We start from the raw sequence: 26492 nt of genomic DNA, 5'->3' as shown, positions 1-26492 counted from the left end.
GTGGGCGGGGCCCGCCCCGGTTCTGGAGCGACGTAGCGAAGGAGCGCAGCGACTGAGCGAAGGAGTGAAGAACCGGGGTTGATAGGGCCCCGCCCAGCGGCGCCGAAGGCGACGCCAATAGATAGGAGGCCGGATATCAGTACTCCGGAAGAGATCATCGCCGCCGCGGAGAAGATCGAGGCGGCCGGTGCCAGCGCGCCTCGGCCGGGCCGGGACCCGGTGAACCAGCCGATGATCAACAACTGGGTGGAGGCGCTGGGCGATACCAACCCCGTCTACGTCGACGAGGCGGCCGCGAAGGCCGCCGGTTTCGAGGGGATCGTCGCCCCGCCCGCCATGGCTCAGGTGTGGACCATGCTGGGCTTGGGTGGCCGCCGTCCGTCCGACGACCCGATGGAGGCCACCAACGCGCTGCTCGATTCCGCCGGATACACCTCCGTGGTCGGCACCAACTGTGAGCAGGTCTACCACCGCTACCTGCGGCCCGGTGAAGAGGTGAGCATCACCAGCGCGCTGGACAGCATCAAAGGCCCGAAACGTACCGGGTTGGGTGAAGGGTTCTTCCTGACCTACCGCACCAGCTGGTATGTCGGCGACGAACTCGTCACCGAGATGCTGTTCCGCATCCTGAAGTTCGTGCCGGGCACGGGCGCGGCTCCGAAACCGGCTCCCGCCGAACGAGTACGGCCGCTGGTCTCGCACGACACCGAATTCTTCTGGGCGGGTACGAAGGCCGGCGAGTTGCGGATCCAGCAGCTCCCGGACGGTACGCTGCGCCATCCGCCGATCCCGGCCATCTGGCAGGACAAGGCCGAACCGGTCGGTTATGTGGTGTCCTCCGGCAAGGGCACGGTGTTCAGCTACGTCGTGCACCACGCGCCCAAGGTGCCGGGCCGCGACCTGCCGTTCGTGGTCGCGCTGGTGGAACTCGAGGAGGGGGTGCGGATGCTGGGCGAACTGCGCGGTATCGACCCCGAGCAGGTCGAGGTGGGGCTGGCGGTCGTCGCCGATTTCGAGAAGCTCGACGACGATACGGTGCTGCCGTTCTGGAAGGTGACCGCATGACCGCCATATTCGACCCGGCCGCGGTCCGGGTCGGGACCGAACTGCCCGAACTGTCGATCCACGCCGATCCGACCTTCGTCATCAGTACCGCGCTGGCCACGCGCGATTTCCAGGATGTGCACCACGATCGGGACAAGGCGATCGAACGCGGTTCCAAGGACATTTTCGTCAACATCCTCACCGATACGGGTCTGGTGCAGCGGTTCGTCACCGACTGGTCGGGGCCGAGCACCGTGGTGAAGTCCATTTCTCTGCGTCTCGGGGTGCCGCTGTACGCCTACGACACCCTGACCCTCACCGGCAAGGTGACCGAACTCGACGGCGCGGACGTCCATCTGGAGGTCGTCGGCAAGGACAGCCTGGGCGATCACATAGTCGCGACGGTGGTCGCCACCGTCCCGGGTGCGGGGGGCGGGGCGTGAGCGCAGCGATAACGCCCGGTTCTGTCCAGCTCGCGGAATGAGGTTCTCATGACCACTTCGGAACATCCCCTGTCCGGCCGTGCCGCCATCGCGGGCATCGGCGCCACCGATTTCTCCAAGGAATCCGGCCGCAGCGAACTGCGGCTGGCCGCCGAGGCCGTGACCGCTGCTCTCGCCGACGCCGGGCTCACCCCGGCCGATGTCGACGGTTTGACCACCTTCACGATGGATACCAACCTGCAGGTCGCGGTGGCGCGTGCGGTCGGTATTCCGCAGCTCAAGTTCTTCAGCCATATCGGTTACGGCGGCGGCGCGGCCTGCGCCACCGTGCAGCAGGCCGCCATGGCAGTGGCGACCGGGGTCGCCGATGTGGTCGTGGCGTACCGGGCGTTCAACGAGCGATCGGTCTCCCGGTTCGGTCAGTTCTCGAGTTCGCTGGCCGCCGCTCCCACCTCGTCGGGTATCGACGCCGGCTGGTCCTACCCGCACGGGCTGGGCACGCCCGTCGCGCAGGTGGCGATGGTCGCCCGGCGATACATGCACGTCTACGGCGCGACCTCCGCCGATTTCGGCCGGGTCGCGGTGGCCGACCGCAAACACGCGGCAGTGAACCCGGACGCCTTCTTCTACAACAAGCCGATAACCCTGGAAGATCACCAGAATTCGCGCTGGATCGCCGAGCCGCTGCATCTGCTGGACTGCTGTCAGGAGTCCGACGGCGGCGTGGCGATCGTGGTGACCAGTGCGGAGCGGGCGCGGGACCTTCCGAACCCGGCCGCTGTGATCACCGCCGCGGCCCAGGGCAGCGGCGCCGATCAGTACGTCATGACCAGCTACTACCGCGATGCGCTGACCGGTCTCCCGGAAATGGGTCTGGTCGGCGACCAGTTGTGGTCGCAGAGCGGTTTGCGGCCCGCTGATATTCAGGCGGCGATTCTGTACGACCACTTCACCCCGTTCGTCCTCATGCAGTTGGAGGAGCTCGGATTCTGTCCGCGCGGTGAAGCCAAGGATTTCATCGCCGACGGTGCTATCGAAATCGGCGGGAAACTACCGATCAATACCCACGGCGGGCAGCTGGGCGAGGCCTATATCCACGGTATGAACGGGATCGCCGAAGGCGTCCGCCAGTTGCGCGGAACATCGGTGAACCAGGTTCACGATATAGAGAATGTGCTGGTCACCGCAGGTACCGGGGTGCCGACCTCGGGCTTGGTGCTGAGCGCGGACCGGTCCGCGTAACCGAGCCTGCCGCCGGTTGTGCCGTCAACCGCGATAGACAGCCGCCGTACCGCCTCCGGGAAACCCGGTCGCGGCGCGGCGTCGGTTCGATGCCCGAGCTGAGCGAGTGGAAAAGGATATCCGGAATCGGTCACCGTATCCGCGAAGAGGTTGTGAGTATTCACAGTCGGGAACAAGATATAACTGTCGATCGATCAATGGGCAGTAGGTTTGCCGCCAAGGGGCTGATAAAGGTGGAAAACTCGTTATTTCATATTGCCGATTCGCTAACGAACCGGCCGTCCGGCATGTAACCATGTGGCTGTTCTTGGCAGTGAGCAGGTTCGAGGTATCGGGTTGGCCGGGTCGCGGGCGCTGATCGCGCGCATTGTGGCGGTGTTCGCGCTGTTGTTCTGCGCTGTCATCGCCCTGCGCGGGCATATTCCGGGGATGGCCGAGAGCAGTGATTCGGCGGGTAACGCGCCCTCGCCCCTCGCCGTCGCGCTGATGCCGGTGCTGCTCGCCGTCTCGATCGTGGTGCTGCTGGCCGGGGTGATCGCCAGCCAGCACCGGCTCTCGCTGGCCATGCCGGATCTCGATTCCGACGAGACCGAATGGCATTGGCGGCTGGGCCGATTCGGGCTGGTCGTGCTGTTCCTGCTGGCCGTTGTCGGCGTACTGGCGGCGATCGTCTTCGCGATCTACTTCATCGGAATCCAGCGAGTCGCCGAGCCCGTGCCGACTGCGCCACCCGGGTCTCCCGCCCCTCAGCATCCCGCCGTACCGCCCGGCACCGAGCAGGACCAGCCGGTCCTCACCGGGACCGGGCTGATCCTGGCCACGGCCGCCGCGGGCACACTGGTCGCGGTGGCGGTCACCGGTTTGGTCGTCGTCACCGTCAATACGCAGCGGCGAGAGCGCGCCGAGACGCCCGAGGAGGCGGTGGCCGCCGGCGGCGAACCGCCGGGCACCGATACCGATTCCCTGGTGAAGGCCGCCGAGATGGGGCTGGCCGCGATGAACGCGGCGGGCCAGGACGCGCGGACCGCGATCATCGCCTGTTATCTGGCGATGGAACGCGGCCTGATCTACGCGCGCGGCCTGGCCCCGCTGGCCTCCGATACGCCCATGGAAGTGCTGGCGCGCGCATTCGAGCACGGGGCCCTGCACGAAGCCTCGGCCCGGGAACTGGTCGCGCTGTTCGAGGAGGCGCGGTTCAGCCCGCATTCCATGATGTCGTGGCAGCGGATGCGGGCCGAGCAGTTGCTGCGGGTGGCGCTCTCCGATCTGCAGGGCAGCGCGGACCCGGTTGTATCGGCCGCCCCGGACCCCGGTGGCTATCCGCCCGCCGTTCCGCCCGAGGCCGGAGCGCCGAGCGGGGTGAGGCCGAGATGAGCAGACCCTGGATCGTCGTCGCCGCCGTCATCGCGGTCGCCGGGCTGGAGGTGGCCGCCTTTCTGCGGTTCCGGGAATTCGTGCTGATCGCCGCCGGCATACCGGTCGCGATCGCATTGTGCTGCTTTGTCTGGGTGCTGCTGCGCCCGGAGAGGAGAGAAAAGGAACTCGCCGACGAGATGGAGAACGGGCCCGCCGAAATGCTGCGCCACTGGCATGCCCGTGCCGAAATGCTCGTCGACCGTGCCGACGGCAGCCGCGCCGACTGGGATCGGCATCTGCGGCCGCTGCTGGCCAAGGAGTTCCAACTGTCCGCCGGCCTGCGGGTCAGCAAGAACCGGCGGGCGCTGGAAAGTGCCGGGGTCCATCTCTTCGGTGCCGAACTGTGGCGCTGGGTGGATCCCGCTGATTCGGAGCTGCGTGACCAGAACACGCCCGCACCGGGCCGCGCGGCTCTGGACGAGATCCTGAGCCGCCTTCAGAGAATGTGAAACGGGTCGACCCATTGCGAGAAACAACATGACGATGCCCTTGGACGCGACTGTTCAACGCACCGAAGCCGTGCTCCGGGAGGTCTCCCGGGTAGTGGTCGGCAAACGCGATGAGCTACAGCTCATCATGATCGCGATCCTGGCCGGCGGCCATGTCCTCATCGAAGATCTGCCCGGACTGGGCAAAACATTGATCGCCCGGTCGTTCGCGGCCGCCCTCGGCCTGGACTTCACGCGGGTGCAGTTCACCCCGGACCTGCTGCCGGCCGATCTGCTCGGTTCCACCATCTACGACATGTCCACCGGCCGGTTCACATTCCGCCGGGGCCCGGTGTTCACCCATATGCTGCTCGCCGACGAGGTGAACCGCACCCCGCCGAAAACCCAGGCGGCCCTGCTGGAGGCGATGGCGGAGGGCCAGGTCAGTATCGACGGTGAAACCTTCCCGCTGCCACAGCCGTTCATCGTGCTCGCCACCGACAATCCCATCGAATACGAGGGCACCTATCCGCTGCCCGAGGCCCAGCTGGACCGGTTCGCCATCCAACTGCGGCTCGGCTACCTGTCCGAGCAGGACGAGACCCAGATGATCCGCCGCCGTCTCGAACGCGGTGCCGCGCAACCGCGGGTGAATCAGGTGATCGACGCCAAGGGGCTGCTGGAGATGCGGCACGCGGTGGAGTTCGTCTCGGTGCACCCGGACGTGGTGAGTTACGTGGTGGCACTGGCGAGCGCGACCCGGGCCCACGCACAGGTCGAGGTCGGTGCGAGCCCTCGCTCGGAGCTGGACCTGGTGCAGATGGCCCGCGCCCGCGCACTGCTGAACGGCCGCGATTTCGTGGTCCCCGAAGATGTGAAAGCACTCGCGATTCCGGCCATAGCGCACCGGATCACCCTGCGGCCGGAGATGTGGGTGCGGCGCATCCGCGGCGAGGACGTGATCAGCGAACTGCTGCGCCGCCTGCCGGTCCCGCGCGCCGCCACGCCATGAAACACCGCGACGCCAGTGCCACGGTGGAGGCCCGCCTGCGCTGGCGCCCCGCTCCGCTGACCTATCTGCTGGCCATCGCCTCGGCTGTCGCGCTGCTCGGCGCGGTGGTCGCCGGAAGTTGGCAGCTGGTCGTATTCGCCTCGCCGATGCTCGGTGTGCTGGCCAGCGCGCCCTGGCAGGTGTCGCGCACCCGGATCCAGGTGGACGGTAGCGGTACACAACGTTGTTTCGAGAACGAAGAGGTCACCGTCACCCTCGCCGCCTTCGTCGACCAGGGGCAGGCGCTGCTGCGCTGTAAACCGGTCGTGATCGACGGGATGACGGTGACGGTGGAGGAGTCCTCGGACTCGGGGACGGCTCCGGCCGGTTTGCGGTTGACCGTGTCGGCGACGCGGTGGGGTCGCTATCCGATCAAGGTGCGGGTGAAGGCATTGAGCCCGGCCGGAATGGCATTGGCCACCGCGACCCTGCCCGCCGGGGAGGTCTACGTCTACCCGATCACCGATCCGCAGCGGATGCGGTTGCCGCGTACCGAACTTCCCGAACGACTCGGCGTACACCTCACCCGTCGGCACGGCCCCGGTGTGGAGTACGCCGATATCCGCGCCTACGCCCCCGGCGACCAGTTGCGCACCGTCAACTGGCCGGTGAGCGCCCGCCGGGGGCGCTTGTACGTGACCGAACGCCTCACCAACCGTTCCGCCGATGTGGTCGTGCTGGTGGACACCTCGCAGCAGGCTCCCGGCCCGGCCAGCGACGCGCTGGAGCTCTCGGTGCGCGGGGCCGCGCAGGTGGTGCAGTCCACGCTGCAAGCCGGGGACCGCACCGCGGTCGTCTGCCTGGGACAGTCCCCACGCTGGCTGCGCCCGGATATCGGCCGCCGGCAGTTCTATCGGATCGTCGATACCGTGCTCGACGTCGGCGACGAGTTCATCCCCACGACCGGCACCCTGGCGCCCTACGCCGCGGTCCCGCTGGGCGCGGTCATCGTCGCGTTCACCACCCTGCTGGACACCCAGTTCGCCCTCGCATTGATCGATCTGCGCAAACGCGGACACGTGGTGGTGGCGGTGGATGTGCTGCGCGGCAGCCCTTTCGCCGGCGATCTGGACCCCACCATGGAGAAGATGTGGCAGCTGGAGCGGATCTCGATGTACCGCGATATGAGCACGGTCGGGGTGGATATCGTCCCGTGGGCCGCTGACACCCGGCTCGACCAGACGATGCGCCTGCTACCCCAGCACCGCCGGATGATCCGGGTGCGCCGGTGATCAAATTCCTCGCGCATCTGTCCGGCACGCTGCTGGTGCTGCTGGTCGCCCTGATCCAGCCGTGGGCGGCTCCGGCCGCGATCGTGCTGGTGGTGGTGGGCTGGTGGTGGCGCTGGGCGGCGATCGGCGCAGTACTACTGGTGATCGGTGTGCTTGCGCTCTTCGACACCGGTCTGGTGTCGGCGGCCGCGGCGGGGCTGGTGGCCACGGCGTATCTGCTGAACATCGCGACCGTGACGGCTCCGCGCGGGGTCGTGCCGACCACACTCCCGTCGGTGGTGGGCGCGGTCCTGTGGACGGCGGCGGCGGGGGCGGCGGCGCTGCTCCCGGTGGAACTGGTGTGGGCGCCGGTGGTCGCCCCGGTGCTGGTGATCCTGCTGTCGTCGATCCTCACCTACAGCATCACCACGGCGCGTCGGCGGCCTCCCGTGACATCGCCGCCGCAGGCAGTGGTGGAAGCAGAAGAGAAGCCGGCGACTCGCGCCGAACAGTGAGATACGCGTCTACCGGACCCCCGCCCCTTTCAAGGTATATCCCACCCGGGGGCTTGCGGCAAGACCCCGTTGATACCGCATACTCGCTGGCCTAGCTCACAGACGTGGGACAGAGAGGGTTTACGAGGTGCGAGTGCAGTCGTCAACGGACCGACACCAGGAGCGATCGGTGCGAGAGCCGTCGTCGGTGGATACCGAGGTGATCATCGTGGGCGCCGGGCCGACCGGTCTGATGCTGGCCGCCGAACTCGGTCTGGCGGGGGTCCGGCCGCTGATCCTGGAGAAGTACCCACAGCCCAGGACCACGCAGAAGGCCCAGGGCCTGGGCGGGCAGATCCTGCGACTGCTGCACTACCGCGGGCTGCTGGAGCGGATCGAAGCGGCTGTGACCGCCCCCGAACCGCCGCAGCGGTATCCCTTCGGTGGTGTGCACGTGGATCTCATCGGCATGGTGGACCCCCCGTTGCGCGGGCTGCCGCTTCCGCAGACGCGGTTGGAGGAGTTGCTCGCCGAGCGGGTGGATGAACTCGGCGCGGATATCCGCCGCGGGCACGAGGTGGTCGGGGTGAGTCAGGACGATACGTCGGTGACGGCGGAAGTGTCCGGGCCGGACGGTCCGTACCGGATCACCGCTCGTTACCTCGTCGGCTGTGACGGTGGGCGCAGCCCGATCCGGGAGATGGCCGGTATCGCTTTCACCGGGACCACATACCCCGAGGTGAACCGTCTGTGCCAGGTCACCGTGCCCGATTCGGTGACCCGCCTCGACAACGGCGATATCGAGGTCCCTGGCATCGGCCGGATCAGTACCGGCTTCACCCGTACCGAGCGCGGCGCGTTCGGATTCGGGTCGCCGACTCCCGACATGCTGATGTTCTCGACCACCGAGGACGAATCCACCGATATCGCCGACGACGAGCCGATGACCCCGGCCGAATTCCAGGACAGCGTCCGCCGGGTACTCGGCACGGAGATCCCCCTGGGCGAAACGTTGCGGTTGGCGCGCTTCACCTTCAAGGACCGGCACGCCGAAACCTATCGGGCCGGCCGGATCCTGGTGGCGGGCGACGCCGCCCATCTGCTGCCCGCCACCGGCTCGGGACTCAACACCGGCCTGCTCGACGCGGTGAACCTCGCCTGGAAACTGGCTGCCGACGTGCATGGTTGGGCCCCGGCCGGACTGGTCGACAGCTACCACGAGGAACGGCACTACGCGGGTGACCGCGCCCTCCGGCAGACCCGCGCACAAGTGGCGTTGCGACGCGGACTCGACCCGGCCGCCGACGCACTACGGGAGGTGGTCCAGGAACTGCTGGGCGACGAACAGTCCGCCCGCCGGGTGGCCGGTTTCATCGCGGGCACCGACGTCCGTTACGACCTGCCCAACCCGAACCGGCACCCGTCGACGGGCACGTTCGCCCCCGACCTCGCGCTGCGCACCGGCGACGGCGCGACCACCGTCGCCGATCTCCTGCACACCGCGCGGCCGGTTCTGCTCGATCTAGCCGACCGGCCGGAGCTGCGCGAGGTTGCCCGGGAGTGGGCGGACCGCATCGATATTCACACCGCCACAACCGATGACCGTCCGGCCGACGCCCTCCTGATCCGCCCGGATGCGCATATCGCCTGGGCGGCGACAGTGGGCGAGCCGGCCGACAGCGCGGTGGCCGGATTGCGCGCGGCACTGTCCGGCTGGTTCGGCGCGCCGGACAGGATCCCGGTCCTCGCCGCCGACCAGGGATCCGAAGGGCGTTAGCAGTCGCGAGGTAGCGGTTCACGCACCCACCGGTCACAGCATCGGCGGGTGCGCACCGCGATCGAGGACATGGGCGCCCACCCCACGGGCCCGTGCCGCCGTGGCGGCGGATCCGCCCACCGCCCGACGACACGTAGCACTCGCCTACTGCAACACCGATGGGCCCTACTCGCGGAAGTGGATGATGCGGTAGCAGCGATCAATCGCAAGAATCGAATGGTGCACACGACAGTTGTGGAGGCCGCGATGGTGAGGGGTCGAGCGGGGCAGGACCTCGTATTCGTGGGAATCACTCGCGCTGTGGGAGGCGGGTAGGACAATTCGCCGCTAGGTTGCGTTGTCCGCGGCCCGGACCCGATCGACCCTCGCCCACCAGGCCGGTGCTCCGTGATCGTGGAATCTCGTTTCGATCCGTTCCGGTTCGACCGAGGCGATATTCCATCCCACCGAAGGGCTGAAGGCGTCGTTCAGGTCCTCCGGGCTCACCGGGTGCGGGCCGAGGTCGGCGCCCTCGTCGCTGAAGCACAGCACGTACAGGACCGCGCCGGGTTCGGTCACCGAGGCCAGGCTCGAGACATACGCCATTCGCTCGTCCCGGTCGAAGGTGTGGAACAGCCCGCAATCCAGGACTGTGTCGAAGGTGCGGTCGAGTCCTGCCAGCTCGAATGCGTCGGCGGTGACGAACTCGGCCTCGATGCCCCGGTCCGCCGCTTTCGCGCGTGCGGTTTCCAGGGCCGTCGCGGCGATATCGAACCCCAGAACCCGCTGGCCCTCTGCGGCGATGTGCAGGGCGTTCTCGCCGGTGCCGCAGCCCGCGTCGAGCACCGCGCCGGTGAAACCGCCCTCCGCCGCTGTGCGCACCACGGCGGGCTGGGGACGGCCGGTGTCCCAGGGGGCGGGCCCGTCCTGATAAGAAGCGTCCCAGGGTCGGCCGCTGCTGCGTTCGTGGCTGGTGGGCCGCCTGCTGCCCAGCCGATCGCCGGTGCGGTCCTCGGGTTGTTCGGGCAATGCCGCCACCTCCCTGTTCCCGGGTCTGGTAACCACATCGTGGCATGTCGAGCGGGGAATACCGGGAAGTCACGGGTATCTGTCGGACGTGTGCTGTTCAATGCATGCCGTGGACACTGTGGACTTCGCGCGGGTCGTAGCGGAATACGGGTCCGGCTCAGCGCTGCTCGTCGAACCGGGGAGTTCGGCCGCCGCTCATGTCCCCGCGCAGTGGGCGGAGATCGCGGGCGCCTGCGATGCCCGCGTCCGCAGTGCGGCCGCGGTGGCGCTGTGGAACCTCGACCTGTTCGAGCTGGTGCCGCGGTTCGGTGCCGTGCTCGCCGAATGTCTCGACGATGTCCGCGTCTGTTTGTTACGCGGCGACTGGGTGCTGCTCTACGCGCTCCGCAAACCCTTCCAACCACACGAGTTCCGGGTCGGCTGGGATCCGGCGACCTTCGGGACCGATGTGCCGCCCTGCTGGGATGCGTTGCCGGAGTCGCTGCGGGTTTTTCTCAGCATGGTGCATGCCGGGTTCACCGATCTCGACGGTATCTCCTTCGGCCCCACCCGTCCCCGCGATATGCGGACCTATACCGAGCTCGCCATGGTCGAATCGGTGCGCAACTGGGATACCGACGAGCGTATTCCGGGCGATCGGGCGATGCTGATAGCCAAGGGCCTGGGCGGTACCAACTACTTCGTCTCCGCCGATCTGCCGGACGAGACCGTCGGCTGGGAATTCGGCGGTGATATGGAGCGGCCCATGGACTTCGGCCGCACCTTCGACGATCTGATGGGTCGCGGTTTCGAGTTGGCGCGCGATCGTCCCCCGGAGCCCCCGGCCGCCGAGACACCGCCGACCCCGGAGGAACTCCGGCAACGGATCGCGGCCCGCTCGACGGTGCGCGCGGCGCGGGCGGTCTTCTGGAACCGCGAACTCACCGAGGAGAGCGCCCGCGTGCGCATCGCCGGTCTCGTCGCGGCATTGCTCGAAGCAGTGGAAGGTCAGCTGAGTATCAGCCCCCAGGACGGCCTGAACGGCGAGACCGTACTACCGTTCGACGACGACGCGGGCAATATCTACCGGGTGGATCGGCTCGAGATCCGTTACTTCCTCGACCCACCACCCCCGGACCGCCCGCAGGCATATCTGCCGCTGATCCTGCGGATCTGGGAGCAACTGGGTTGGGAGGTGACCACCTCCACCGGCATAGACGGTATCTCCGCGCGGGCTCGTACGCCGGACTGGTACGAACTCACCCTGTCCCATCGCGACGACGCCAGATTACGACTGGCCGTCGCTTCACCGGGATTCCACCGCCCGCTCTGACGGGGAGCGATCCGCAGCACTTCGGTACGCGGTCGCCGTCAGCGCGGCGATCCGGCCCGCCGGGCACGCAACGGGTCACCGGTGAGCACGTCGCCGTGACCGACGCACACGATATCGGCATCCAGCGCGATCAGCTGCGTGGCGGACACACCGGTGGCGGTCGAATGTGGTCGGGCATACGGGCCGTTCAGTGCCGCACGATGATGTATTCCCCCGGGTTCTCCTGGAATTCGACCGCGGTCGCGATGGCATCGTCGTCGAGATCCGGGCTCTCCGCCGGTACGACGACCAGTTTGTCGTCATCGTCGTACAACCGGTGGACGATCGCGATATACCTGCCTCGGGCGAACGCCAACGGTTAACGCGGACCGAGATAGTAGGCGTCCAACTCCTCGCCGTCGGGCGCGCGCGTGCCGGGAACGAAACCGTAGTTGACCGGGTAGCGGTACCCGCACCGTGGGTGCCGGCTTCCATAGGGGCGGTCGAAGGTGAGATCGACGATCCGGTCGAGGAACGGGCGGGCCAGCGCGAGCGATCCCGATTCGTGGTCTGCGCTGCGGTCGGTCACCGGACGAGATTACCGAGCCGGGTAACGACCACACGGGTCGCTCGCTATTCGACGGTTGGCATCACGGACAGGTGCTCGAGGGTTTCGTCGAGCAATGTGGCGAAATCGGTATCCGGATGCTCCGGCACCGCGAGAACCGCCGCGAAGGCGGCCCCCACGACCGCGCCGACCAGGGCGCGGACCCCGGGGTCGCCGGGCTCCGCGCCGATACGGTCGGCCACCAATCGTGCGATCGCGTGCCCGGTGCCGACCAGCTGGTCCAGCAGCAGGGCCCGCAGCGGTGGCACGGATGTCATCAGCACCACGCGTTCCCGCAGGCGGCGCTGTTCGGTGGGGGAGAGGTCGGTGAAGGTCTCCAGCAGCGTCGCCCGCACGGCGTCGAAGGTGCTGTCGGTGGCGGGTTGCGCGCGGAACCGGACGGCGAACGACAGGTCCAGCCCATCCCAGGTCACCACATCTTCCTTGGTGGGGAAGTACCGGAAGAAAGTCCGCTCGGAGACCTCCGCGGCCGCCGCGATCTGTTTGATCGTCGTGTTCTCGTAGCCGTCGCGGCCGAACAACGCCAGTGCCTGTTCCTGGATCGCCAGCCGGGTGCGCTGCTTCTTGCGCTCGCGTAGCCCGGTCATGTTCCCAGCCCGAGCAGCCGTTCGGCGTTGTGCTGCGCGATCCGTTCCCGGTCGGCGGGGGCGACCGGGAGCCGGTCCAAAAACGCACGGGCTGTCTCCATCGACCCGTAGGGGTGATCGGTGGCGAACAGGATCCGTTCCACACCCACCTGGAGCAGCAGGTTCAGGAAGGTGGGAGTCCAGTTGAAGGCGGCGAAGGTGTAGTGGAGATTGGTGCGGAAGTATTCGCCGACCGGCCGCTGCAGCTGCACCACCCGGGACATGACCTGTTCGAACCTGGGCATCATGAACGACAGTCCCTCTCCCATATGGCCGACCACCAGTTGCAGATCGGGGAAGCGGTCGAACACCCCGCTCAGCACGATACGCAGGACGTGGGTGGCGGTCTCGATATGCCATCCCCACCCGCTGGTCGCGAAGGCCTGCGCCACCTCGGGCGGATAGTTGCCGAGATAGGACGCCTCGATCACCGCAGGTGGGGGCGGTGTGGGATGCAGATAGATCGGGACCCGCAGTTCGGCGGCGCGCGCCAGGATCGGTCGGAAGAAGTCGTCGTCCAGGTAGCGGCGCGACGCAGTGCGGTGGTGCGAACCGGACGACAAATATCTTGTGTCTCCACCCGGGGGAGACAGCAGGCTGGTGCCATGGACGACGCGACGCTCTGCACGATCGGAGCCCTGGCCGAACGGACCGGACTCTCGGTCAAGACGATCCGGTTCTACTCCGATACGGGCATCGTCCCGCCGACCGAGCACAGCCCCGCCGGTTACCGCCTCTACGACACGCACGCGATGGCCCGTCTGGAACTGGTCCGCACGCTGCGCGCGCTCGATATCGACCTCGCGACGGTGCGCGCGATCCTGGCCCGGGAGGTCTCCCTGAGGGAGGTGGCGGCCGCGCACGCCGATGCCTTGGACGTGCAGATCCGCACTCTGCGGCTCCGGCGTGCGGTGCTGCGAGCGGTGGCCGAACGGGAATCGAACCCTGAGGAGATGGAACTGATGAACGAACTGATCAACCTGTCCGAATCCGAACGTCACCGTCTCGTCCACGATTTCGTCGACGAGACCTTCGGCGCGGTCGATGCGAACCCGGCTGTCGTGGAGCTGCTGCGATCGAGCATGCCGGACCTGCCCGCCGACCCCACCACCGAACAGGTGACGGCATGGATGGACCTGGTGGAGTTGGTGCGGGACGAGACCTTCCGCGCCGCGGTTCGCCGGATGGCCGAATATCAGGCGAGGGAAAGGGCCGCCGGCGACGACACCGGACTGCACCACGATCTGACGGAGGCGGTGCGCGACGAGGTGACCCGGGCGCTGGCGGCCGGAATCGACCCGGGCGCTGCGGCGGCTCGCCCGATCCTCGACCGGCTGAGTACGCGATATGCCGAGACTTTCGGCAGGCCGGACGACAGCGCGCTGCGGTCGTGGATCCTGGAGCGGCTGGAGGTGGCCGACGATCCCCGGGTGGCGCGGTACTGGCAGTTGGTCTCCACCGTCAACGACTGGCCCGCGCCGGCGGATCTGGGGCCGGTATTCGGCTGGTTCGCCGTGGCGCTGCGGGAATCTCATCGCGGCGGCGGAAGCGAACCGGCTCACGATGCTCCACTACGACCGTGACTTCGAGACGGTCGCCGCGGCGACCGGTCGGCCGGCTCGGTGGATCGCTTCATCGGGAACGATCCACCGAGTCGCCGGTGGCGGGTGTTCGGGGCGTGTGGGAGGAAAGGTCGCGATGGGCGCCCGCAGGATGGTCTTCGATCACCCGCGGGGTGATCCCGTCGCGCCTACCTGGAGCCGTGTGTTCACCGCGCTAGCATCCTGGCCGTCGGTCGACGCTGTTCGCGGTCCGGGGTGACGGGGCAGCGGTCGCTCAGCCTCCGGAAAGCAGGTCGATGAAAACTGTGCTCGCGGTGCTCGCTCGATTCGCTGTCGTGGTCGTATCGCTGGGCTGCGCCGTGGCGGCGTTGCCGGACGACTTCGCCGGGGCCGACCCCGCACCTCTGAATCCCGTTCTGGTCATCGGTGGTTTCGACGCCGACCGGGGCATTCTGGAGAACCTGCGGTCGGACTTGGCCGATCGCGGGTACAACGCCTACTCCATGGTTCTGCCGGGAGTACCCGCCGGGTCCTCGGGGACTGCGGGAATAGCCGAATCGGCGACGGTGATCGCCGACAAGGTCGCCGATATCCGGCGGACCACCGGAGCCCGGCGAGTGGACCTGGTCGGGCATTCGATGGGTGGGCTTGCGCAGCGGCACTATGTGAAATTCCTCGGCGGCCTCGATTCGGTGGGCACCTATCTCGATCTCGGTACCCCGAACGACGGTCAACCGCTGGGATTTCTCTGCGCGCCCCTCTTCCCCGGATGCCGTGATATCGCACCGGACTCGGATTTCCTGCAGCAGCTGAACACACCACCGGTACTGCCGCCCGGTATCCCGGCGTACCACCTCTACTCGGAGAACGAGGGGCCCGAACGTTCACACCTGCCGGGGGCCGTCAACGCGAGTGTTCAGCGATTCTGTCCGGGTCGCCAGGTCAGCCACCGCGACGAACCGCAGGACGCGGCCTTCCAGGACCTGATCGATTCGGCCCTGCGCGGTGGGCCCCTCGCCACGGACTGCCCGCGGCAGTTCTTCCTCAGCTCGCAGCGGTCTTCGCTCGAGCCGGATATCGAACACCCCGATATCGGTTGAACCGCCGATAGCCGCCACCCGGCGGGCCGGGCGAACCCGGGTCTCCGGACCGGCTCCGCCGCAACCGATCCACGCGGCACCCACACCCGACGAACCGGCGGGTCCACCGAGGAACCCGCCGGTCGTGGATCGTGCCGCCGATATCAGTCGGCGTAGGTGAGCACCACATCGCCCAGCACCGGCGCGCCGTCGCGTTCGACGGCGGTGGCGCTGATGATCAGCCGACCCGGCTCCTGCCAGATCCGCGACCGCAGCGTCTCCCCGGGGAACAGCACGCCCGCGAACCTCGCCTCGAATCCGGTCACGCGGCCGGCCACGGAGTCCAGCACCGTATCGGTGGCGGTTTTGCAGATGATCCCGTAGGTGCACAGCCCGTGCAGGATGGGCGCCGGGAACCCCGCGCCCTTCGCGAACTCCGGGTCGGAGTGCAGCGGGTTGCGGTCACCGCAGAGACGATAGAGCAGGGCCTGCTGCGGCAGGGTCGCGGTGGTCACATCGAAATCCGGGTCCCGTTCGGGGAGTTCGGCTTTGCTGCTCGGGCCGCGCTCACCGCCGAATCCGCCCTCCCCGCGGGCGAAGATGGAGGACCTTTCGGTCCACAGCGCTTCGCCGTCGGAGCCGGTGACGGTGAACTCCTGCACGATCACCGCATTGGAACCCTTGTCCCACAGTTCGCTGATCCGGCCGGTGCGGGTCGCTTTGCCGCAGGCGGGCAGCGGCCGGTGTACCCGCACCTCCTGCGAACCGTGTACGACCTTGGCCAGGTCGATATCGACGCCGGGGAATTTGACCTTCGGTGGGTCGGTATCGCGCAAGGTGTGGGCGACGGTGGCGAAAGTGGGCAGTACCTGCGGTTCCCGATCGTCGAGGTAACGCAGTTCGGCGGGGTCGGTCCAGCGGTGTCCCGCGCCGATACCCAGGTGGTAGAGCTGGACGTCGGAGGAAGTCCAGGAGAATTCCTTGCTCGGGAGTTCGGCTCCCAGCGCGATTTCGGGATCGATGGGCATACGGGGTTCTCCTCGAATCGGCTCAGGCGCCGGCTTTTTTGCGGTCGATGATGTCGTGGACCGCGAGGTAGCCGAAGGCGATCGCCGGTCCGATGGTGGCGCCGGGGCCCGCGTAGGTGTGGCCCATCACCGGGGTCGAGACGTTTCCGGAGGCGTACAGACCCTCGATCGGGGTGCCGTCCTCGCGTAGCACGCGCGCAGCGGTATCAGCGACCAGCCCGCCCTTGGTGCCGAGGTCGCCGGGGACCATCTTGGCCGCGTAGAACGGGCCCTGGACGAGCGACGCGAGGCACGGGTTGGGTTTGACGGTCGGGTCGCCGTAGTAACGGTCGTACTGGCTGTCGCCGCGGTTGTAGTCCTCGTCCTTACCGGTTTCGGCGAACGTGTTGAAGCGTTCCACGGTGGCGGCGAGCTTATCGACGGGGACCCCGATCTTCTCGGCCAGTTCTTGCAGGGTCGCGGCCTTGACGATGAGGTCGTTCTCCATCCAGCGCGACGGGAACTTCAGGCCCGGCTGGAGGCTGGCGAACATGTACCGGTTGCGGTAGCGCTGGTCGAAGACGAGCCAGGTCGGGATGTTCTCGCCCGGACCTTCGCCCTGTCCGTACGCACCGCCGTACATGGTGTGCACGGCCTCGACATACGGTGCGGATTCGTTGCCGAAGCGCTCGCCCTGCGGGTTGATCATGATCGAACCGGGGAGATTGCGTTCGGACAGTGCGAACCAGGGCTTACCGCCCTTGAAGATGGTCGGACCCCACCAGGCGTCCTCCATGAAGCCGATAGCGGCGCCCGCGTCCATACCCGCGACGATGCCATCGCCGGTGTTGGTGGCGGCGCCGGTTGTCCACTCAGTGGTGATCGGTTCGCGCTGGTACTTGGCCCGCATCTCCGCGTTGTGCTCGAATCCGCCGCTGCCGAGTACGACACCGCGGCGGGCGGTGAAGGTGACCGTCTCACCGTTGTGGGTCGCCTCGACGCCGGTGACCTTGCCGTTCTCGACGACCAGTTTGGTCATGGGTGTGTCGAGCAGTAGGGGCACGTTCGCGTCCATCAGGCCCTTGCGCATACCGGCGATCACCGCCTGGCCCATCACCATCAGATGTTTGTTGGTGAACTTGGCCCAGTAGGTGCGTACTCCGACCCGCAGAGCTCGCAACGCGCCCTTCGGGTGCCGGCGGATCAGGTTCAGCCGGACGAAGTCGGCCTGGGTCACCGCCACGTTCAACGGAGCCTTCGAATAGGGTGGATGGATATTGAACCGCTCCTCGCCGAGGATCTTGGCGTTGAACGGCTTCGGTTCACAGGACCGGCCGCCGGCCCGGCCGCCCGGGGCCTCGGGGTAGTAGTCGGAGTAGCCCTTGACCCAGGTCATCTTCAGCGGTGAATGCGCGAGGACGAAATCCATCGCCTCCGCGCCGCGGTCGATATACGTGTCGATCCGTTCGGCGGGGACCACGTCGCCGATGATGCTGTGCAGGTACCGGCGCGCTTCCTCGCGGTCGTCGGGACCGCCCGACTCGCGCAAAGCCTTGTTGCCGGGGATCCAGACCCCGCCGCCCGAGCGCGCGGTAGATCCGCCGTAGTACGGCGCCTTCTCCAGGAGCACCACACTCAGCCCGTTGTGCGCGGCGGTGAGGGCGGCGGTCATCCCGGCGGCGCCGCTGCCGACCACCACCACATCGTATTCCCGATCGTTCATGTAGAACACGTTATAGAATGAGTCCGCTGTTGGTCTATGTTGTCTGGCAGAAGACTTGATCCCCGGCGTAAACAGTAGGGAAACTCGTTTCAGTTTCTGGTGGAGTTGGTAGATGACGCACGAATGGGACCTGACCGCGGACGTGGTGGTCGTCGGATACGGCGCGGCGGGCGCGGCCACCGCACTGCAGGCCACCGAGGAGGGTGCCCAGGTTCTGGTGCTGGACCGCTTCACCGGTGGGGGAGCGACCGCCCTGTCCGGCGGCATCATCTACGCGGGCGGCGGCACCCGGGTGCAGCGTGCGGGCAAGGTCGAGGACACCCCGGAAATGATGCTCGCCTACCTCGAACGCGAGGTCGGTGACGCGGTCTCCCCGGCTACCCTGCGCCGTTTCGTCGACGACAGCCCCGCCATGATCGACTGGCTGACCGGGCACGGGGTGCCGTTCGAGGCGTCGCTGTGCCCGTACAAGACCTCCTACCCGAACAACGACTACTACCTCTACTACTCCGGTAGTGAGATATCCGGTGCGTTCGCCGATATCACCCCTGCTCAGCGCGGTCACCGGGTCAAGGGGTGGGGCACCTCCGGCAAGAAACTGTTCGCGCCGCTGGCCCGTTCGGCGGAAGACAAGGGGGTGCGGGTCGAAACACTCACCACCGCCACTGCCCTGCTCACCGACGACACCGGCGAGGTCATAGGAGTCGAATGCCGGACCCTGCGCGACGCGCCCGCGCGCGTCAAGTCCCGTTACGCCCGGATGGCCGCGATCGCCGCGAAACCCGGTATCTACTACCCGCCGCTGCGCCGCGTTCTGGAGAAGCGACTGGCCCGGCTGGATCGCCGGTACGCGACCACGATCCGGGTCCTCGCCCGGCGCGGCGTGGTCCTGACAGCGGGCGGATTCATCGCCAACCGCGAGATGCTGCACGCTTACGCACTCGCCTATAGGAATGGGCTGGCCCTGGGTAGCTCCGGTGACGACGGCAGCGGGATCGAACTGGGTCGTAGCGTCGGCGCCGCGACCGACCGGATGGGCAATGTCTCGGCCTGGCGTTTCCTGCTGCCCCCGAGCTCGTTCGCCGGGGCGATGCTGGTCGATGGAAAGGGAAAGCGTGTCATCGACGAGACCCGCTACGGCGCGGCGGTCGGCGATGCGCTGATCAACCGGCACGACGGTATCGGCTGGTTACTCGCCGACGATGCGCTCATGTGTACCGCGATCTCCCAGATCGGACCGCAGGCCGCCTGGTTCCAGCGGATGCAGTTCGAGGTGATGCGCCGCAAGGCGAAACGCGGAAGAACTCTCGACGCGGTGGCCGCCGCCGCGGGGGTGGACCCGGCGGAGCTACGGGAGACGGTGGCCGCCCACAACACCGCCTACGCGACCGGCGCACCCGATCCGGTGGGCAAACCGGCCGAGTACGTTCGCCCGGTGGGCGGGGGCCCGTACTGGATGCTCGATGTCTCCATCAAACCGAGCCTGACCAATCCGTGCCCGATGTTCACTGTCGGCGGTCTCATGGTCGACGAGCAGACGGGCGCGGTCCGCGATACCCGTGGCGATGAGATCCCGGGGCTGTACGCGGCGGGCCGGACGGCCGCCGGGATCTGCGTGAACTCCTACGTCAGCGGACTTTCACTGGCGGATTGTATTTTCTCCGGTCGGCGTGCGGGCCGGAGCGCGGCGGGGGAAGTATCCGTCGTGGAGGGCGTGACCGGATCGCGGGCGGCTCGGAAGACGTCTGCGGAAGGGGTCTAGGCCGGTATCCGGCGAGGGCCGGACCCGAGTGGTCGCGGCACCGGGGGTTCAGCCGCGGTCCGGGCGGCTCGGCCGAGAGGGCGGCCGCTGGGCGGCGGATGTGTCCGGCGGCCGCGTTCACGATGTGGGCGGAACCAGCCGGGGCGCTTCGCACGACGACGCGGGTCAGTGGCGGGGAGCGCGGCCCAGATAGCGCAGGAGCTGATCGGTGCTGGAGCCGGACTCACCCGCGGCGATCGGGCCGTAGGCGCCCCAGTCGCGCAGCGGTTCGATCCGGCCCTGCGCGGCCGCGAGGATCGGGGCCGACAGTTCGTCGGTCAGCGGCGACTGCTGACCGGTGGCGACGGCGATATCCCAGGCGTGCACGGCCGCGTCCAGGGCGCACAGCACCGCGGCCACCGGAGTGGACAGCGGGCCGAAGGGCAGTGGCGTGGGGACGTTCTCGGTGTCGTCGGTGACGGTCGCCCAGGCGGTCGCCGTTTCTTCCAGGGCGGCGGTGACCAGCGCGGCGGGTCCGCCGGCGATCGTGCCGGAGGGGGAGAACGGGTCGTAGGCGGGGCCGGTGCCCACCCCGAGTGCCGCGGCGTAGGCCCGCTGATCGCCGGCCGCGTGCTCCGCCACCTGCGCGACATTCCACTCCGCGCACGGGGTCGACAGCTGCCACTGGTCCGAGTCGACCTGTGCGACAACCGCTCGCAGCGCTTCGTGCGCGGCGGTCAGTACATCGCGCCAGACCGGCGCGAGCGCAGCGGTGATCTCGGTTGCGGTGGTGGTGATTTCCATCGTCTTACCTCTCGGTCGTTTTCGGCGTTGAACTCAGACTATGGCCCTATTAGGCTCATTTCCTTCCTGATAGAAACTCCGTGCGAACGAGGATTTTGTGACCTCCACCACTACCCGAGTCCTGCGACTGCTCTCCCTGCTCCAGGACCGCGGATACACCGGTCCGGAGCTCGCACAGCGGCTCGGCGTCACCGATCGCACCCTGCGTCAAGACATCGCCCGGCTTCGCGAACTCGGCTATCCGGTGCACGGCACCCGCGGCCCGATCGGTGGCTACCGCCTCGGTCAGGGCGCCACCATGCCGCCACTACTACTCGACGACGACGAGGCGATCGCGGTCGCGGTCGCGGTCGGCCTCGCCGAGGACGGGTCCACCGGTATCGCCGATATCGACCACAGCGTGAAACGAGCCCTGGCCAAACTGGAGCGGATCCTGCCGAAACGTCTGCAACGCACCGTGCACGCGCTGCGGGAGGCGACCGCGGTGGGCCCGGCCACGATCGGGTCCCGTGAACCGGACGCGCCGGTTCCCGCGGAAACCCTGGCGACCATCGCGGCGGCGATCCGCGCCGCCCGCGTCCTCGAACTCGATCAGCGCCAGGTGGAGCCCTATCGCCTGGTGAGCTGGCAGCGGCGCTGGTATCTGGTGGGCTACGACCTCGACGAGCACAGCTGGCGTGCCTTCCCGGTGGCCCGGGTGCACCGGGTCGCGCCGGACAGCCGCCGCTTCGCCGCCCGGACCCCGCCCGATAGTGATCTGGTCGCCTTCGTCCTCCGGGAAGTCGCGTCGGCGGGTTGGAAGGTGCACGCGCGGGTGACCGTCCTGGCGCCCGCGGAAACCGTTATCGCCCGGATCAATCCCGCGGTCGGCGTGGTGGAACCGGTCGACGAGCACTCGTGTCTGCTGCTCACCGGCGCGGATGCGATGGAGACGATCGCCATCTATCTGAGCATGCTCATGATGGATTTCCGGATCGACGGCCCACCCGAGCTGGTCGATCACATCCGCGCCCTGGGGCGGCGGTACCGGAACGCGGTCGCCCACCTCTGACCGTGCCGAATCCGCGCGGGGGCGGTCCCGGCGGTGCCGCGCGATCGGATAGGTGAAGTCTGCGCGTCGGGTTCGACGTTGCGGAGTGGTCCGGTGGTCAGACGGCGCTTTCCGCGAGTGTGGGGTAGTCGGTGTAGCCCTCGGCCCCACCCACGTACATCAGGTGTGCGTCGCGTATCGCGTTCAGTGGTGCGCCGATACGCAGACGTTCGACCAGATCGGGGTTGGCCAGGAAGGCGCGGCCCAGGGCGATATGGTCGGCTCCGGCGGCGAGCAGCCGCTCGGCTTCGGCTGTGAGGGCACCGGGGTCGCGGGTGTCACCCGCTTTCGCCGGATTGGCGACGAGGCTGCCGGGCCAGATCTCCCGGATCTGCCGCAGCAGTGGATCGTCCGAGCCGATGCGGACAATGTGCAGGTAGGCGAGATCCAGGCCGGCGAGTGCGGTCACGAGCGCCGGGTAGATGGCCGCGGTATCACCTTCGACGATGCCGTTGACCGGATTCGCCGGGGAGATGCGCAGCCCCACCCGCTCCGGTCCGATGGCCGCCGCCACCGCCGCCACGACCTCCACCGTGAAACGGATCCGGTTCTCGATCGGGCCCCCGTAGACGTCGGTACGCCGGTTGGTGTTCTCGGCGAGGAACTGGTGTAGCAGGTAACCGTTGGCGCTGTGCACTTCCACTCCCGCGAACCCGGCCTCGACGGCGTTGCGCGCGGCGGCGACGAAATCTGCGACGGTCGAGTGGATCTCGTCGATCGAGAGCTCCCTCGGCGTCACGGCCGGTTGATGGCCCGATGGGGTGTGCACGGTCTCGGGCAGCGGGATCGGTGAGGGAGCCACCGGTACCAGGCCGCTGTTGTCGGGATGGCCGACCCGGCCGCCGTGCTGGAGTTGCAGGAACATCCGGCCTCCGGCGGCGTGGACGGCGTCGGTGACGCGCCGCCAGCCCGCGATGTGCTCGGCCCGGTGGATGCCGGGGATATTCGCGTAGGTCTGCCCCACCTGGTTCGGGGTGGCGGCCTCGGCGATGATCAAGCCCGCTCCGGCCCGCTGAGCGTAATAGGACGCCATCAGCTCGGAGGGTGTTCCGTCGGCTTCGGCGCGATTGCGGGTCAACGGCGCCATGACCAGGCGATGTGGCAGTTCGATCCCGGCTAGACGGGCGGGAGCGAATAGATCGCGGGCTGCTGTGGTTGTCATGCCTGGACAGTAAGACCTGACATTGATGTGAGATTCAAGTCCTGAGCAATAACCGCGAGGTGAGAATGCGAATCGGGGAACTGGCACAGCGGACCGGGGTCAGCGAACGATCACTGCGCTACTACGAGGAGCAGCGGCTGCTCGCGGCCGAGCGCACCCCGGGTGGACATCGCGACTACGCGGAACAGGCGGTGGATCGGGTCGTGCACATCCAGGAGCTGTTCGCGGCCGGACTGTGCAGCAAGAAGATCGTGCAGATCTTGCCCTGCATGCGCGATACCGATGGCGGCGCCAACGAATACGCGACACCGGAACTCGTCGGTGAACTGGAGGTCGAGCGCGCCCGGATCGACGGGATGATCGCCGATCTGCTCCGCTCCCGCGGGGTGCTCGACGAAGTGATCGAGCGGGCAGGCGCGGGTTTTACGACCACAGTCGTGTGAGAACCGTTGTATAGGAGGTCACCCGGGACCGACGACGCGTAACGGGCCTGCGGCCGACCGGTTCCGCGTCGAGTCCGGTCCCGGACCACTCCGGCGGTTCTGCCGACTTCGTGGCTCATCCGGCCTACACTCGGCCCCACTGTCCCCGAGTCAGGTGGTGACTCATGGCGTTCGCGGTATGGGTGCGGTCGATTCCGGTCTTCTCGGCGCTGCTGGTGGCGGCGCTGAGTGGTTGTGCGTCGCCGAGCGGAGGTGACCCCGGCTCGGTGGTTTCCGCGACCGCGCCACCGGGGGTGGTTCGATCGTCCACAGTCGCCGCGACTTCGGAACAGGAGTCGCCGGACCCGCCGCCCACCACGGAGGTCTCGCTGGTCGCGGTCGACGCGTCCGGTCAGCCCGCCGATGGTTTCGTCGTATCCGGTACCGGCCCCGTGGGCGAACTCGACTGCACCTACGGCACGTCCAGTCGCTCCGCTACCAGTCCCGGTATCTATCACTGCGGCGCCTCCGCCGATGCTGCCGATGTGTGCTGGGCCGGAACCGGCCGCCGCGAACTGTTCTGCGCCGACGATCCGTGGAGCCGCGAACTGCGTTGGTACAGGGTCGATACCCGGCTCGAACCGGTAGGGAAGACCGCGAACCCCGAACCGTGGGCGCTCGAACTGGCCGACGGCCGCAAATGCCGTATCCGGGTGGGAGGGGCGTGGGGCGGGCGCGCCGACGGTCTGGTCGGCGCCTACTCGTGTACCGGCGGCGCCGAAGTCGTCCTGCAACCTTCCGATGCCCGCACCGCCATCGACACCTCCGCCCCTACCTGGCATGTCTCGATGGGAGAACTCGGTGCCGGTTCGCCCGACCTGCCGCCGCCGACGATCGTGGACGTGCGAACGGCCTATTTCGCGGCGGCGCCCTGACCGGTGGTGTCGCTGAGCGGATGGATACGGGCGGCGCCGGTGCGCTCGATACGTTCGCGCCCCCACGCGCCGAGCGGTTCCAGCGCGGTGTTCAGCGACCGGCCGAGGGCGGTGAGCCGGTACTCCACCCGGGGTGGCACCTCCGGGTGCGCCGTCCGGTCGACCAGGCCGTCTTCTTCGAGTTCGCGCAGCTGCTGGATCAGCATCTTCTCCGAGACCCCCGGTAGCCCCCGGCGCAGTTCACCGAATCGGCGTACCCCGTAATTCTCCAGCTCCCAGAGGATCAGGCCCTTCCATTTGCCGCTGACCACATCCATTGCGGCATCGATTCCGCAGAAGTACGGCCCGAACCTTTTTGCGCCCATTTCGGCCTCGCTGCCTGTTCACATACGTTGCGGTAATTACCGCACCGAATAGTAGGTACTTGCCGTGACACCCGCGGACGGCGATTCTCGAACACGGCGCGCCGAGCCAGTGTTCACCGAAGCATCCGCAACATATCAGCAAGGGAGTCGGCACACTTATGACCGCAAACGAACAGGCAGCGGTGACGGTACTCGGCCTCGGACCGATGGGCCGTGCCATCGCCGCCGCTTTCGTGAAGAGCGGCAACCACACCACCGTGTGGAACCGCACCTCCGGAAAGGACACCGAACTCGTCGGGCTGGGCGCGGTGCCTGCCGCCGATCCGGCCGCGGCGACCGTCGGCGCCGACCTGGTGATCACGGTACTGAGCGATCACGCATCCGTCCACGCGGTACTGGATCCGATCGCCGAGCGACTGCGCGGCAAGGCGCTGATCGACCTCACCAGCACCACGCCCGAGGAATCACGGGAACTCGGTGAATGGGCCGCCGCGCGGGATATCGCCTTCCTGGACGGTGGCATCATGGCGGTTCCGCCGATGATCGGCGGTCCGGGCGCCTCGATCCTCTACAGCGGGACGGGAGAGGTATTCGACCGATTCCGGCCGGACCTCGAAAAGCTGGGTTCCGCGGATTATTTCGGCGCCGACACGGGTACCGCGGCGCTGTACGATTTCGCGCTGCTCGCCGGGATGTACTCGATGTTCGCCGGGTTCTTCCACGGCACCGCCATGGTGCGCACGGCCGGTGTGACCGCCGCGTCCTTCGCGCGACGTGCGGCCGCTTACATCACCGCCATGGCCGAGCTGCTGCCCGCCTACGCCGCGGTGATCGACAGCGGCGACTATGCCGACGAGATCCAGCCCGCGCGTTTCCACAAACCCGCGTTCGACGCGATCGTGCGCGCCAGTCGCGACGCGGGGGTCGCACTGGACGTGATCGGCCCCGTCAAGAACCTCATCGACCGGCAGATCGCCGACGGCCGGGCCGGAGAGGGATTGGAGAGGATCACCGAGGAACTCGCGGGAAACCGCAGGTAGCTACACTGCGCCGGTGTGCGGCCCGCTTGTTCACGAATTCAGGTGTCCGAGCCCGTTCACCGGCATGGTGGCGATCAGGACCGCGTTCGACGGGTCCTGTCGGTGGTCACCGGCAGGACCCGGCTATGGCGTTCACCAATGGGCTCTGGCGAACCGCCCCGAACTTCTGCACCTTGCCCAGTGCTCCGGGCCGGGATCTACGCGTATCAGCGCCGATCAGTCTGCTGTTCTCAGTCTGCTGTTCCGGCCGGGACTACCCATAGAGTCGGCTGCCCGGTGACCACGGCGATCATGTCGTAGTCGCCGTCGTAGTGCAGCACGGTGGCGCCCTGACGTTCGGCGACAGCCGCAATGATGAGGTCGGCGACGGAAAGTGCGCGCCAATTCCCGCGTTCTGTCAGGAGGCTCTGCACCTCCGCGGCCCGGTCCCAGGTCTCGTCCGGGGTCGGTAACCAGTCGAAACCTCGTAGTTCCTCGCGAATACGCTGGGCGTCGGCCTTCGACCTGGCCGAATGCAGGATCTCCAGCTCCACCGCCCCGCAGACAGCCAGGAGACCCGCGTTGTGGAGCGGATCTATGACGGCACGGACGGCAGGCTTCGGATAACGAGCGAACGCGGACTTGTCGATGAGGTATCGGGCGGGCACCTTCAGGCCGCACCATGATCGGCCGGGGGATCGACGGGGCCGGTTAGGTCGGGAAGGCCGCCCTCGCCGATCCAGTCGAGAAAGGACTGCCGCCGACGGCGCTTGATCGCGTCCTCGAGGGCTGCGTTGACCGTCGCGACCTTGGTCGTCGTGCCGAAGATTTCGGCCGCAGCGGCCAATTTCTCATCGTCGACGTCGATAACGGTTCGTGCCATGGCGCATCACCTCCGGGTAGCCAGAGCCACCCTGATGATAT

At 67.7% G+C, this 26492-nt stretch carries 29 protein-coding genes; 17 read left to right on the top strand and 12 right to left on the bottom strand.

The window, feature by feature from the left end; translation table 11 throughout:
- The first annotated feature begins 135 nt into the window (after nucleotides 1-135).
- The 9 genes from IEY68_RS20680 to IEY68_RS20640 all read left to right on the top strand — a co-directional run bounded on the left by IEY68_RS20680 (nucleotide 136) and on the right by IEY68_RS20640 (nucleotide 9106).
- Nucleotides 136-1065, top strand: coding sequence for a bifunctional MaoC family dehydratase N-terminal/OB-fold nucleic acid binding domain-containing protein (locus tag IEY68_RS20680; RefSeq protein WP_058853447.1), 930 nt, complete (start codon nucleotides 136-138; stop codon nucleotides 1063-1065).
- Nucleotides 1062-1487 carry a MaoC family dehydratase gene (locus IEY68_RS20675; protein WP_058853324.1) on the top strand — a complete coding sequence of 142 codons (426 nt, stop codon included), beginning with the start codon at nucleotides 1062-1064 and terminating at the stop codon, nucleotides 1485-1487. Before IEY68_RS20680 ends, IEY68_RS20675 begins: the two co-directional genes overlap by 4 nt.
- Before the next feature lie 48 nt (nucleotides 1488-1535).
- Nucleotides 1536-2729 (top strand): lipid-transfer protein, encoded by a 1194-nt coding sequence (locus IEY68_RS20670; RefSeq protein WP_058853323.1) that lies wholly within the window; start codon nucleotides 1536-1538, stop codon nucleotides 2727-2729.
- 297 nt (nucleotides 2730-3026) lie between these two features.
- Nucleotides 3027-4103 (top strand): DUF4129 domain-containing protein, encoded by a 1077-nt coding sequence (locus tag IEY68_RS20665; protein ID WP_189094404.1) that lies wholly within the window; start codon nucleotides 3027-3029, stop codon nucleotides 4101-4103.
- Complete coding sequence (locus IEY68_RS20660) at nucleotides 4100-4594, top strand: hypothetical protein (protein ID WP_058853322.1); 495 nt, start codon at nucleotides 4100-4102, stop codon at nucleotides 4592-4594. Before IEY68_RS20665 ends, IEY68_RS20660 begins: the two co-directional genes overlap by 4 nt.
- 28 nt (nucleotides 4595-4622) lie before the next feature.
- Complete coding sequence (locus IEY68_RS20655; RefSeq protein WP_058853321.1) at nucleotides 4623-5585, top strand: AAA family ATPase; 963 nt, start codon at nucleotides 4623-4625, stop codon at nucleotides 5583-5585.
- The gene (locus IEY68_RS20650) at nucleotides 5582-6856 is read left to right on the top strand and encodes a DUF58 domain-containing protein (protein WP_058853320.1); all 1275 of its coding nucleotides are present in this window, start codon (nucleotides 5582-5584) and stop codon (nucleotides 6854-6856) included. Before IEY68_RS20655 ends, IEY68_RS20650 begins: the two co-directional genes overlap by 4 nt.
- Nucleotides 6853-7350: a hypothetical protein gene (locus tag IEY68_RS20645; protein WP_063916285.1), complete on the top strand. Its 498-nt coding sequence runs from the start codon at nucleotides 6853-6855 to the stop codon at nucleotides 7348-7350. The genes IEY68_RS20650 and IEY68_RS20645 overlap by 4 nt, the downstream gene beginning before the upstream one ends.
- 127 nt (nucleotides 7351-7477) lie before the next feature.
- Nucleotides 7478-9106 (top strand): FAD-dependent monooxygenase, encoded by a 1629-nt coding sequence (locus tag IEY68_RS20640; RefSeq protein WP_308434985.1) that lies wholly within the window; start codon nucleotides 7478-7480, stop codon nucleotides 9104-9106.
- A gap of 327 nt (nucleotides 9107-9433) precedes the next feature.
- Here IEY68_RS20640 and IEY68_RS20635 read toward each other — a convergent pair whose 3' ends face one another.
- Nucleotides 9434-10078 (bottom strand): class I SAM-dependent methyltransferase, encoded by a 645-nt coding sequence (locus tag IEY68_RS20635; RefSeq protein ID WP_058853446.1) that lies wholly within the window; start codon nucleotides 10076-10078, stop codon nucleotides 9434-9436.
- Nucleotides 10079-10223: 145 nt separating this feature from the next.
- Here IEY68_RS20635 and IEY68_RS20630 point away from each other — a divergent pair, with 145 nt between their 5' ends.
- Nucleotides 10224-11426, top strand: coding sequence for a hypothetical protein (locus IEY68_RS20630; RefSeq protein ID WP_156426024.1), 1203 nt, complete (start codon nucleotides 10224-10226; stop codon nucleotides 11424-11426).
- Nucleotides 11427-11613: 187 nt separating this feature from the next.
- On the opposite strand, the gene IEY68_RS20625 is transcribed toward IEY68_RS20630, so the two are convergent.
- The 4 genes from IEY68_RS20625 to IEY68_RS20610 are packed head-to-tail and all read right to left on the bottom strand — an operon-like array spanning nucleotide 11614 to nucleotide 13222.
- Complete coding sequence (locus tag IEY68_RS20625; protein ID WP_156426023.1) at nucleotides 11614-11781, bottom strand: hypothetical protein; 168 nt, start codon at nucleotides 11779-11781, stop codon at nucleotides 11614-11616.
- A gap of 3 nt (nucleotides 11782-11784) precedes the next feature.
- Nucleotides 11785-11994, bottom strand: a complete 210-nt coding sequence (locus tag IEY68_RS20620) for an inorganic diphosphatase (protein WP_058853317.1) — start codon at nucleotides 11992-11994, stop codon at nucleotides 11785-11787.
- A 44-nt stretch (nucleotides 11995-12038) separates the two neighbouring features.
- A complete protein-coding gene (locus tag IEY68_RS20615; RefSeq protein ID WP_058853316.1) occupies nucleotides 12039-12620 on the bottom strand; it encodes an acyl-CoA-like ligand-binding transcription factor in 582 nt (193 codons plus the stop codon).
- A complete protein-coding gene (locus IEY68_RS20610; RefSeq protein ID WP_062998192.1) occupies nucleotides 12617-13222 on the bottom strand; it encodes an amidohydrolase family protein in 606 nt (201 codons plus the stop codon). The genes IEY68_RS20615 and IEY68_RS20610 overlap by 4 nt, the downstream gene beginning before the upstream one ends.
- A 42-nt stretch (nucleotides 13223-13264) precedes the next feature.
- Here IEY68_RS20610 and IEY68_RS20605 point away from each other — a divergent pair, with 42 nt between their 5' ends.
- Both IEY68_RS20605 and IEY68_RS20600 read left to right on the top strand, forming a co-directional pair.
- Entirely contained in the window at nucleotides 13265-14242 is a 978-nt protein-coding gene (locus tag IEY68_RS20605; RefSeq protein WP_058853314.1) for a helix-turn-helix domain-containing protein, read from the top strand.
- A gap of 275 nt (nucleotides 14243-14517) precedes the next feature.
- Nucleotides 14518-15321, top strand: coding sequence for an esterase/lipase family protein (locus tag IEY68_RS20600; protein WP_063916284.1), 804 nt, complete (start codon nucleotides 14518-14520; stop codon nucleotides 15319-15321).
- Between the two features lie 143 nt (nucleotides 15322-15464).
- On the opposite strand, the gene chsH3 is transcribed toward IEY68_RS20600, so the two are convergent.
- Both chsH3 and kstD read right to left on the bottom strand, forming a co-directional pair.
- Complete coding sequence (chsH3, locus tag IEY68_RS20595; RefSeq protein ID WP_058853313.1) at nucleotides 15465-16328, bottom strand: enoyl-CoA hydratase ChsH3; 864 nt, start codon at nucleotides 16326-16328, stop codon at nucleotides 15465-15467.
- Nucleotides 16329-16350: 22 nt separating this feature from the next.
- Nucleotides 16351-18039: a 3-oxosteroid 1-dehydrogenase gene (gene kstD / locus IEY68_RS20590; protein ID WP_058853312.1), complete on the bottom strand. Its 1689-nt coding sequence runs from the start codon at nucleotides 18037-18039 to the stop codon at nucleotides 16351-16353.
- Nucleotides 18040-18142: 103 nt separating this feature from the next.
- Here kstD and IEY68_RS20585 point away from each other — a divergent pair, with 103 nt between their 5' ends.
- Entirely contained in the window at nucleotides 18143-19792 is a 1650-nt protein-coding gene (locus IEY68_RS20585) for an FAD-binding protein (protein WP_058853311.1), read from the top strand.
- 165 nt (nucleotides 19793-19957) lie between these two features.
- Here the strand turns inward: IEY68_RS20585 and IEY68_RS20580 are convergent, their stop codons facing one another.
- Complete coding sequence (locus IEY68_RS20580) at nucleotides 19958-20575, bottom strand: TIGR03086 family metal-binding protein (RefSeq protein ID WP_058853310.1); 618 nt, start codon at nucleotides 20573-20575, stop codon at nucleotides 19958-19960.
- A 97-nt stretch (nucleotides 20576-20672) separates the two neighbouring features.
- On the opposite strand from IEY68_RS20580, the gene IEY68_RS20575 reads away from it, so the two are divergent.
- Entirely contained in the window at nucleotides 20673-21626 is a 954-nt protein-coding gene (locus IEY68_RS20575) for a helix-turn-helix transcriptional regulator (protein WP_058853309.1), read from the top strand.
- A 97-nt stretch (nucleotides 21627-21723) separates the two neighbouring features.
- Here IEY68_RS20575 and IEY68_RS20570 read toward each other — a convergent pair whose 3' ends face one another.
- Nucleotides 21724-22827, bottom strand: coding sequence for an alkene reductase (locus IEY68_RS20570; RefSeq protein ID WP_058853308.1), 1104 nt, complete (start codon nucleotides 22825-22827; stop codon nucleotides 21724-21726).
- Nucleotides 22828-22892: 65 nt separating this feature from the next.
- Here IEY68_RS20570 and IEY68_RS20565 point away from each other — a divergent pair, with 65 nt between their 5' ends.
- Together IEY68_RS20565 and IEY68_RS20560 are read left to right on the top strand one after the other, a co-directional pair.
- Nucleotides 22893-23270, top strand: a complete 378-nt coding sequence (locus tag IEY68_RS20565) for a MerR family transcriptional regulator (protein WP_058853307.1) — start codon at nucleotides 22893-22895, stop codon at nucleotides 23268-23270.
- Nucleotides 23271-23434: 164 nt separating this feature from the next.
- Nucleotides 23435-24184 carry a hypothetical protein gene (locus IEY68_RS20560; RefSeq protein WP_058853306.1) on the top strand — a complete coding sequence of 250 codons (750 nt, stop codon included), beginning with the start codon at nucleotides 23435-23437 and terminating at the stop codon, nucleotides 24182-24184.
- On the opposite strand, the gene IEY68_RS20555 is transcribed toward IEY68_RS20560, so the two are convergent.
- Entirely contained in the window at nucleotides 24163-24549 is a 387-nt protein-coding gene (locus IEY68_RS20555; RefSeq protein ID WP_058853305.1) for a winged helix-turn-helix transcriptional regulator, read from the bottom strand. The genes IEY68_RS20560 and IEY68_RS20555 overlap by 22 nt on opposite strands.
- A 158-nt stretch (nucleotides 24550-24707) precedes the next feature.
- Here IEY68_RS20555 and IEY68_RS20550 point away from each other — a divergent pair, with 158 nt between their 5' ends.
- On the top strand, nucleotides 24708-25589 hold the full coding sequence (locus IEY68_RS20550; RefSeq protein WP_058853304.1) for an NAD(P)-dependent oxidoreductase: 882 nt from the start codon (nucleotides 24708-24710) through the stop codon (nucleotides 25587-25589).
- 230 nt (nucleotides 25590-25819) lie between these two features.
- Here the strand turns inward: IEY68_RS20550 and IEY68_RS20545 are convergent, their stop codons facing one another.
- Nucleotides 25820-26236, bottom strand: a complete 417-nt coding sequence (locus IEY68_RS20545) for a PIN domain nuclease (protein ID WP_058853303.1) — start codon at nucleotides 26234-26236, stop codon at nucleotides 25820-25822.
- Nucleotides 26237-26238: 2 nt separating this feature from the next.
- The gene (locus IEY68_RS20540) at nucleotides 26239-26451 is read right to left on the bottom strand and encodes a type II toxin-antitoxin system VapB family antitoxin (protein ID WP_058853302.1); all 213 of its coding nucleotides are present in this window, start codon (nucleotides 26449-26451) and stop codon (nucleotides 26239-26241) included.
- Nucleotides 26452-26492: the final 41 nt, after the last annotated feature.

Origin of the sequence: Nocardia jinanensis (genome assembly GCF_014645735.1) — a bacterium.
Classification (GTDB): domain Bacteria; phylum Actinomycetota; class Actinomycetes; order Mycobacteriales; family Mycobacteriaceae; genus Nocardia; species Nocardia jinanensis.
This window is presented reverse-complemented; position numbering and strand designations above follow the sequence as displayed.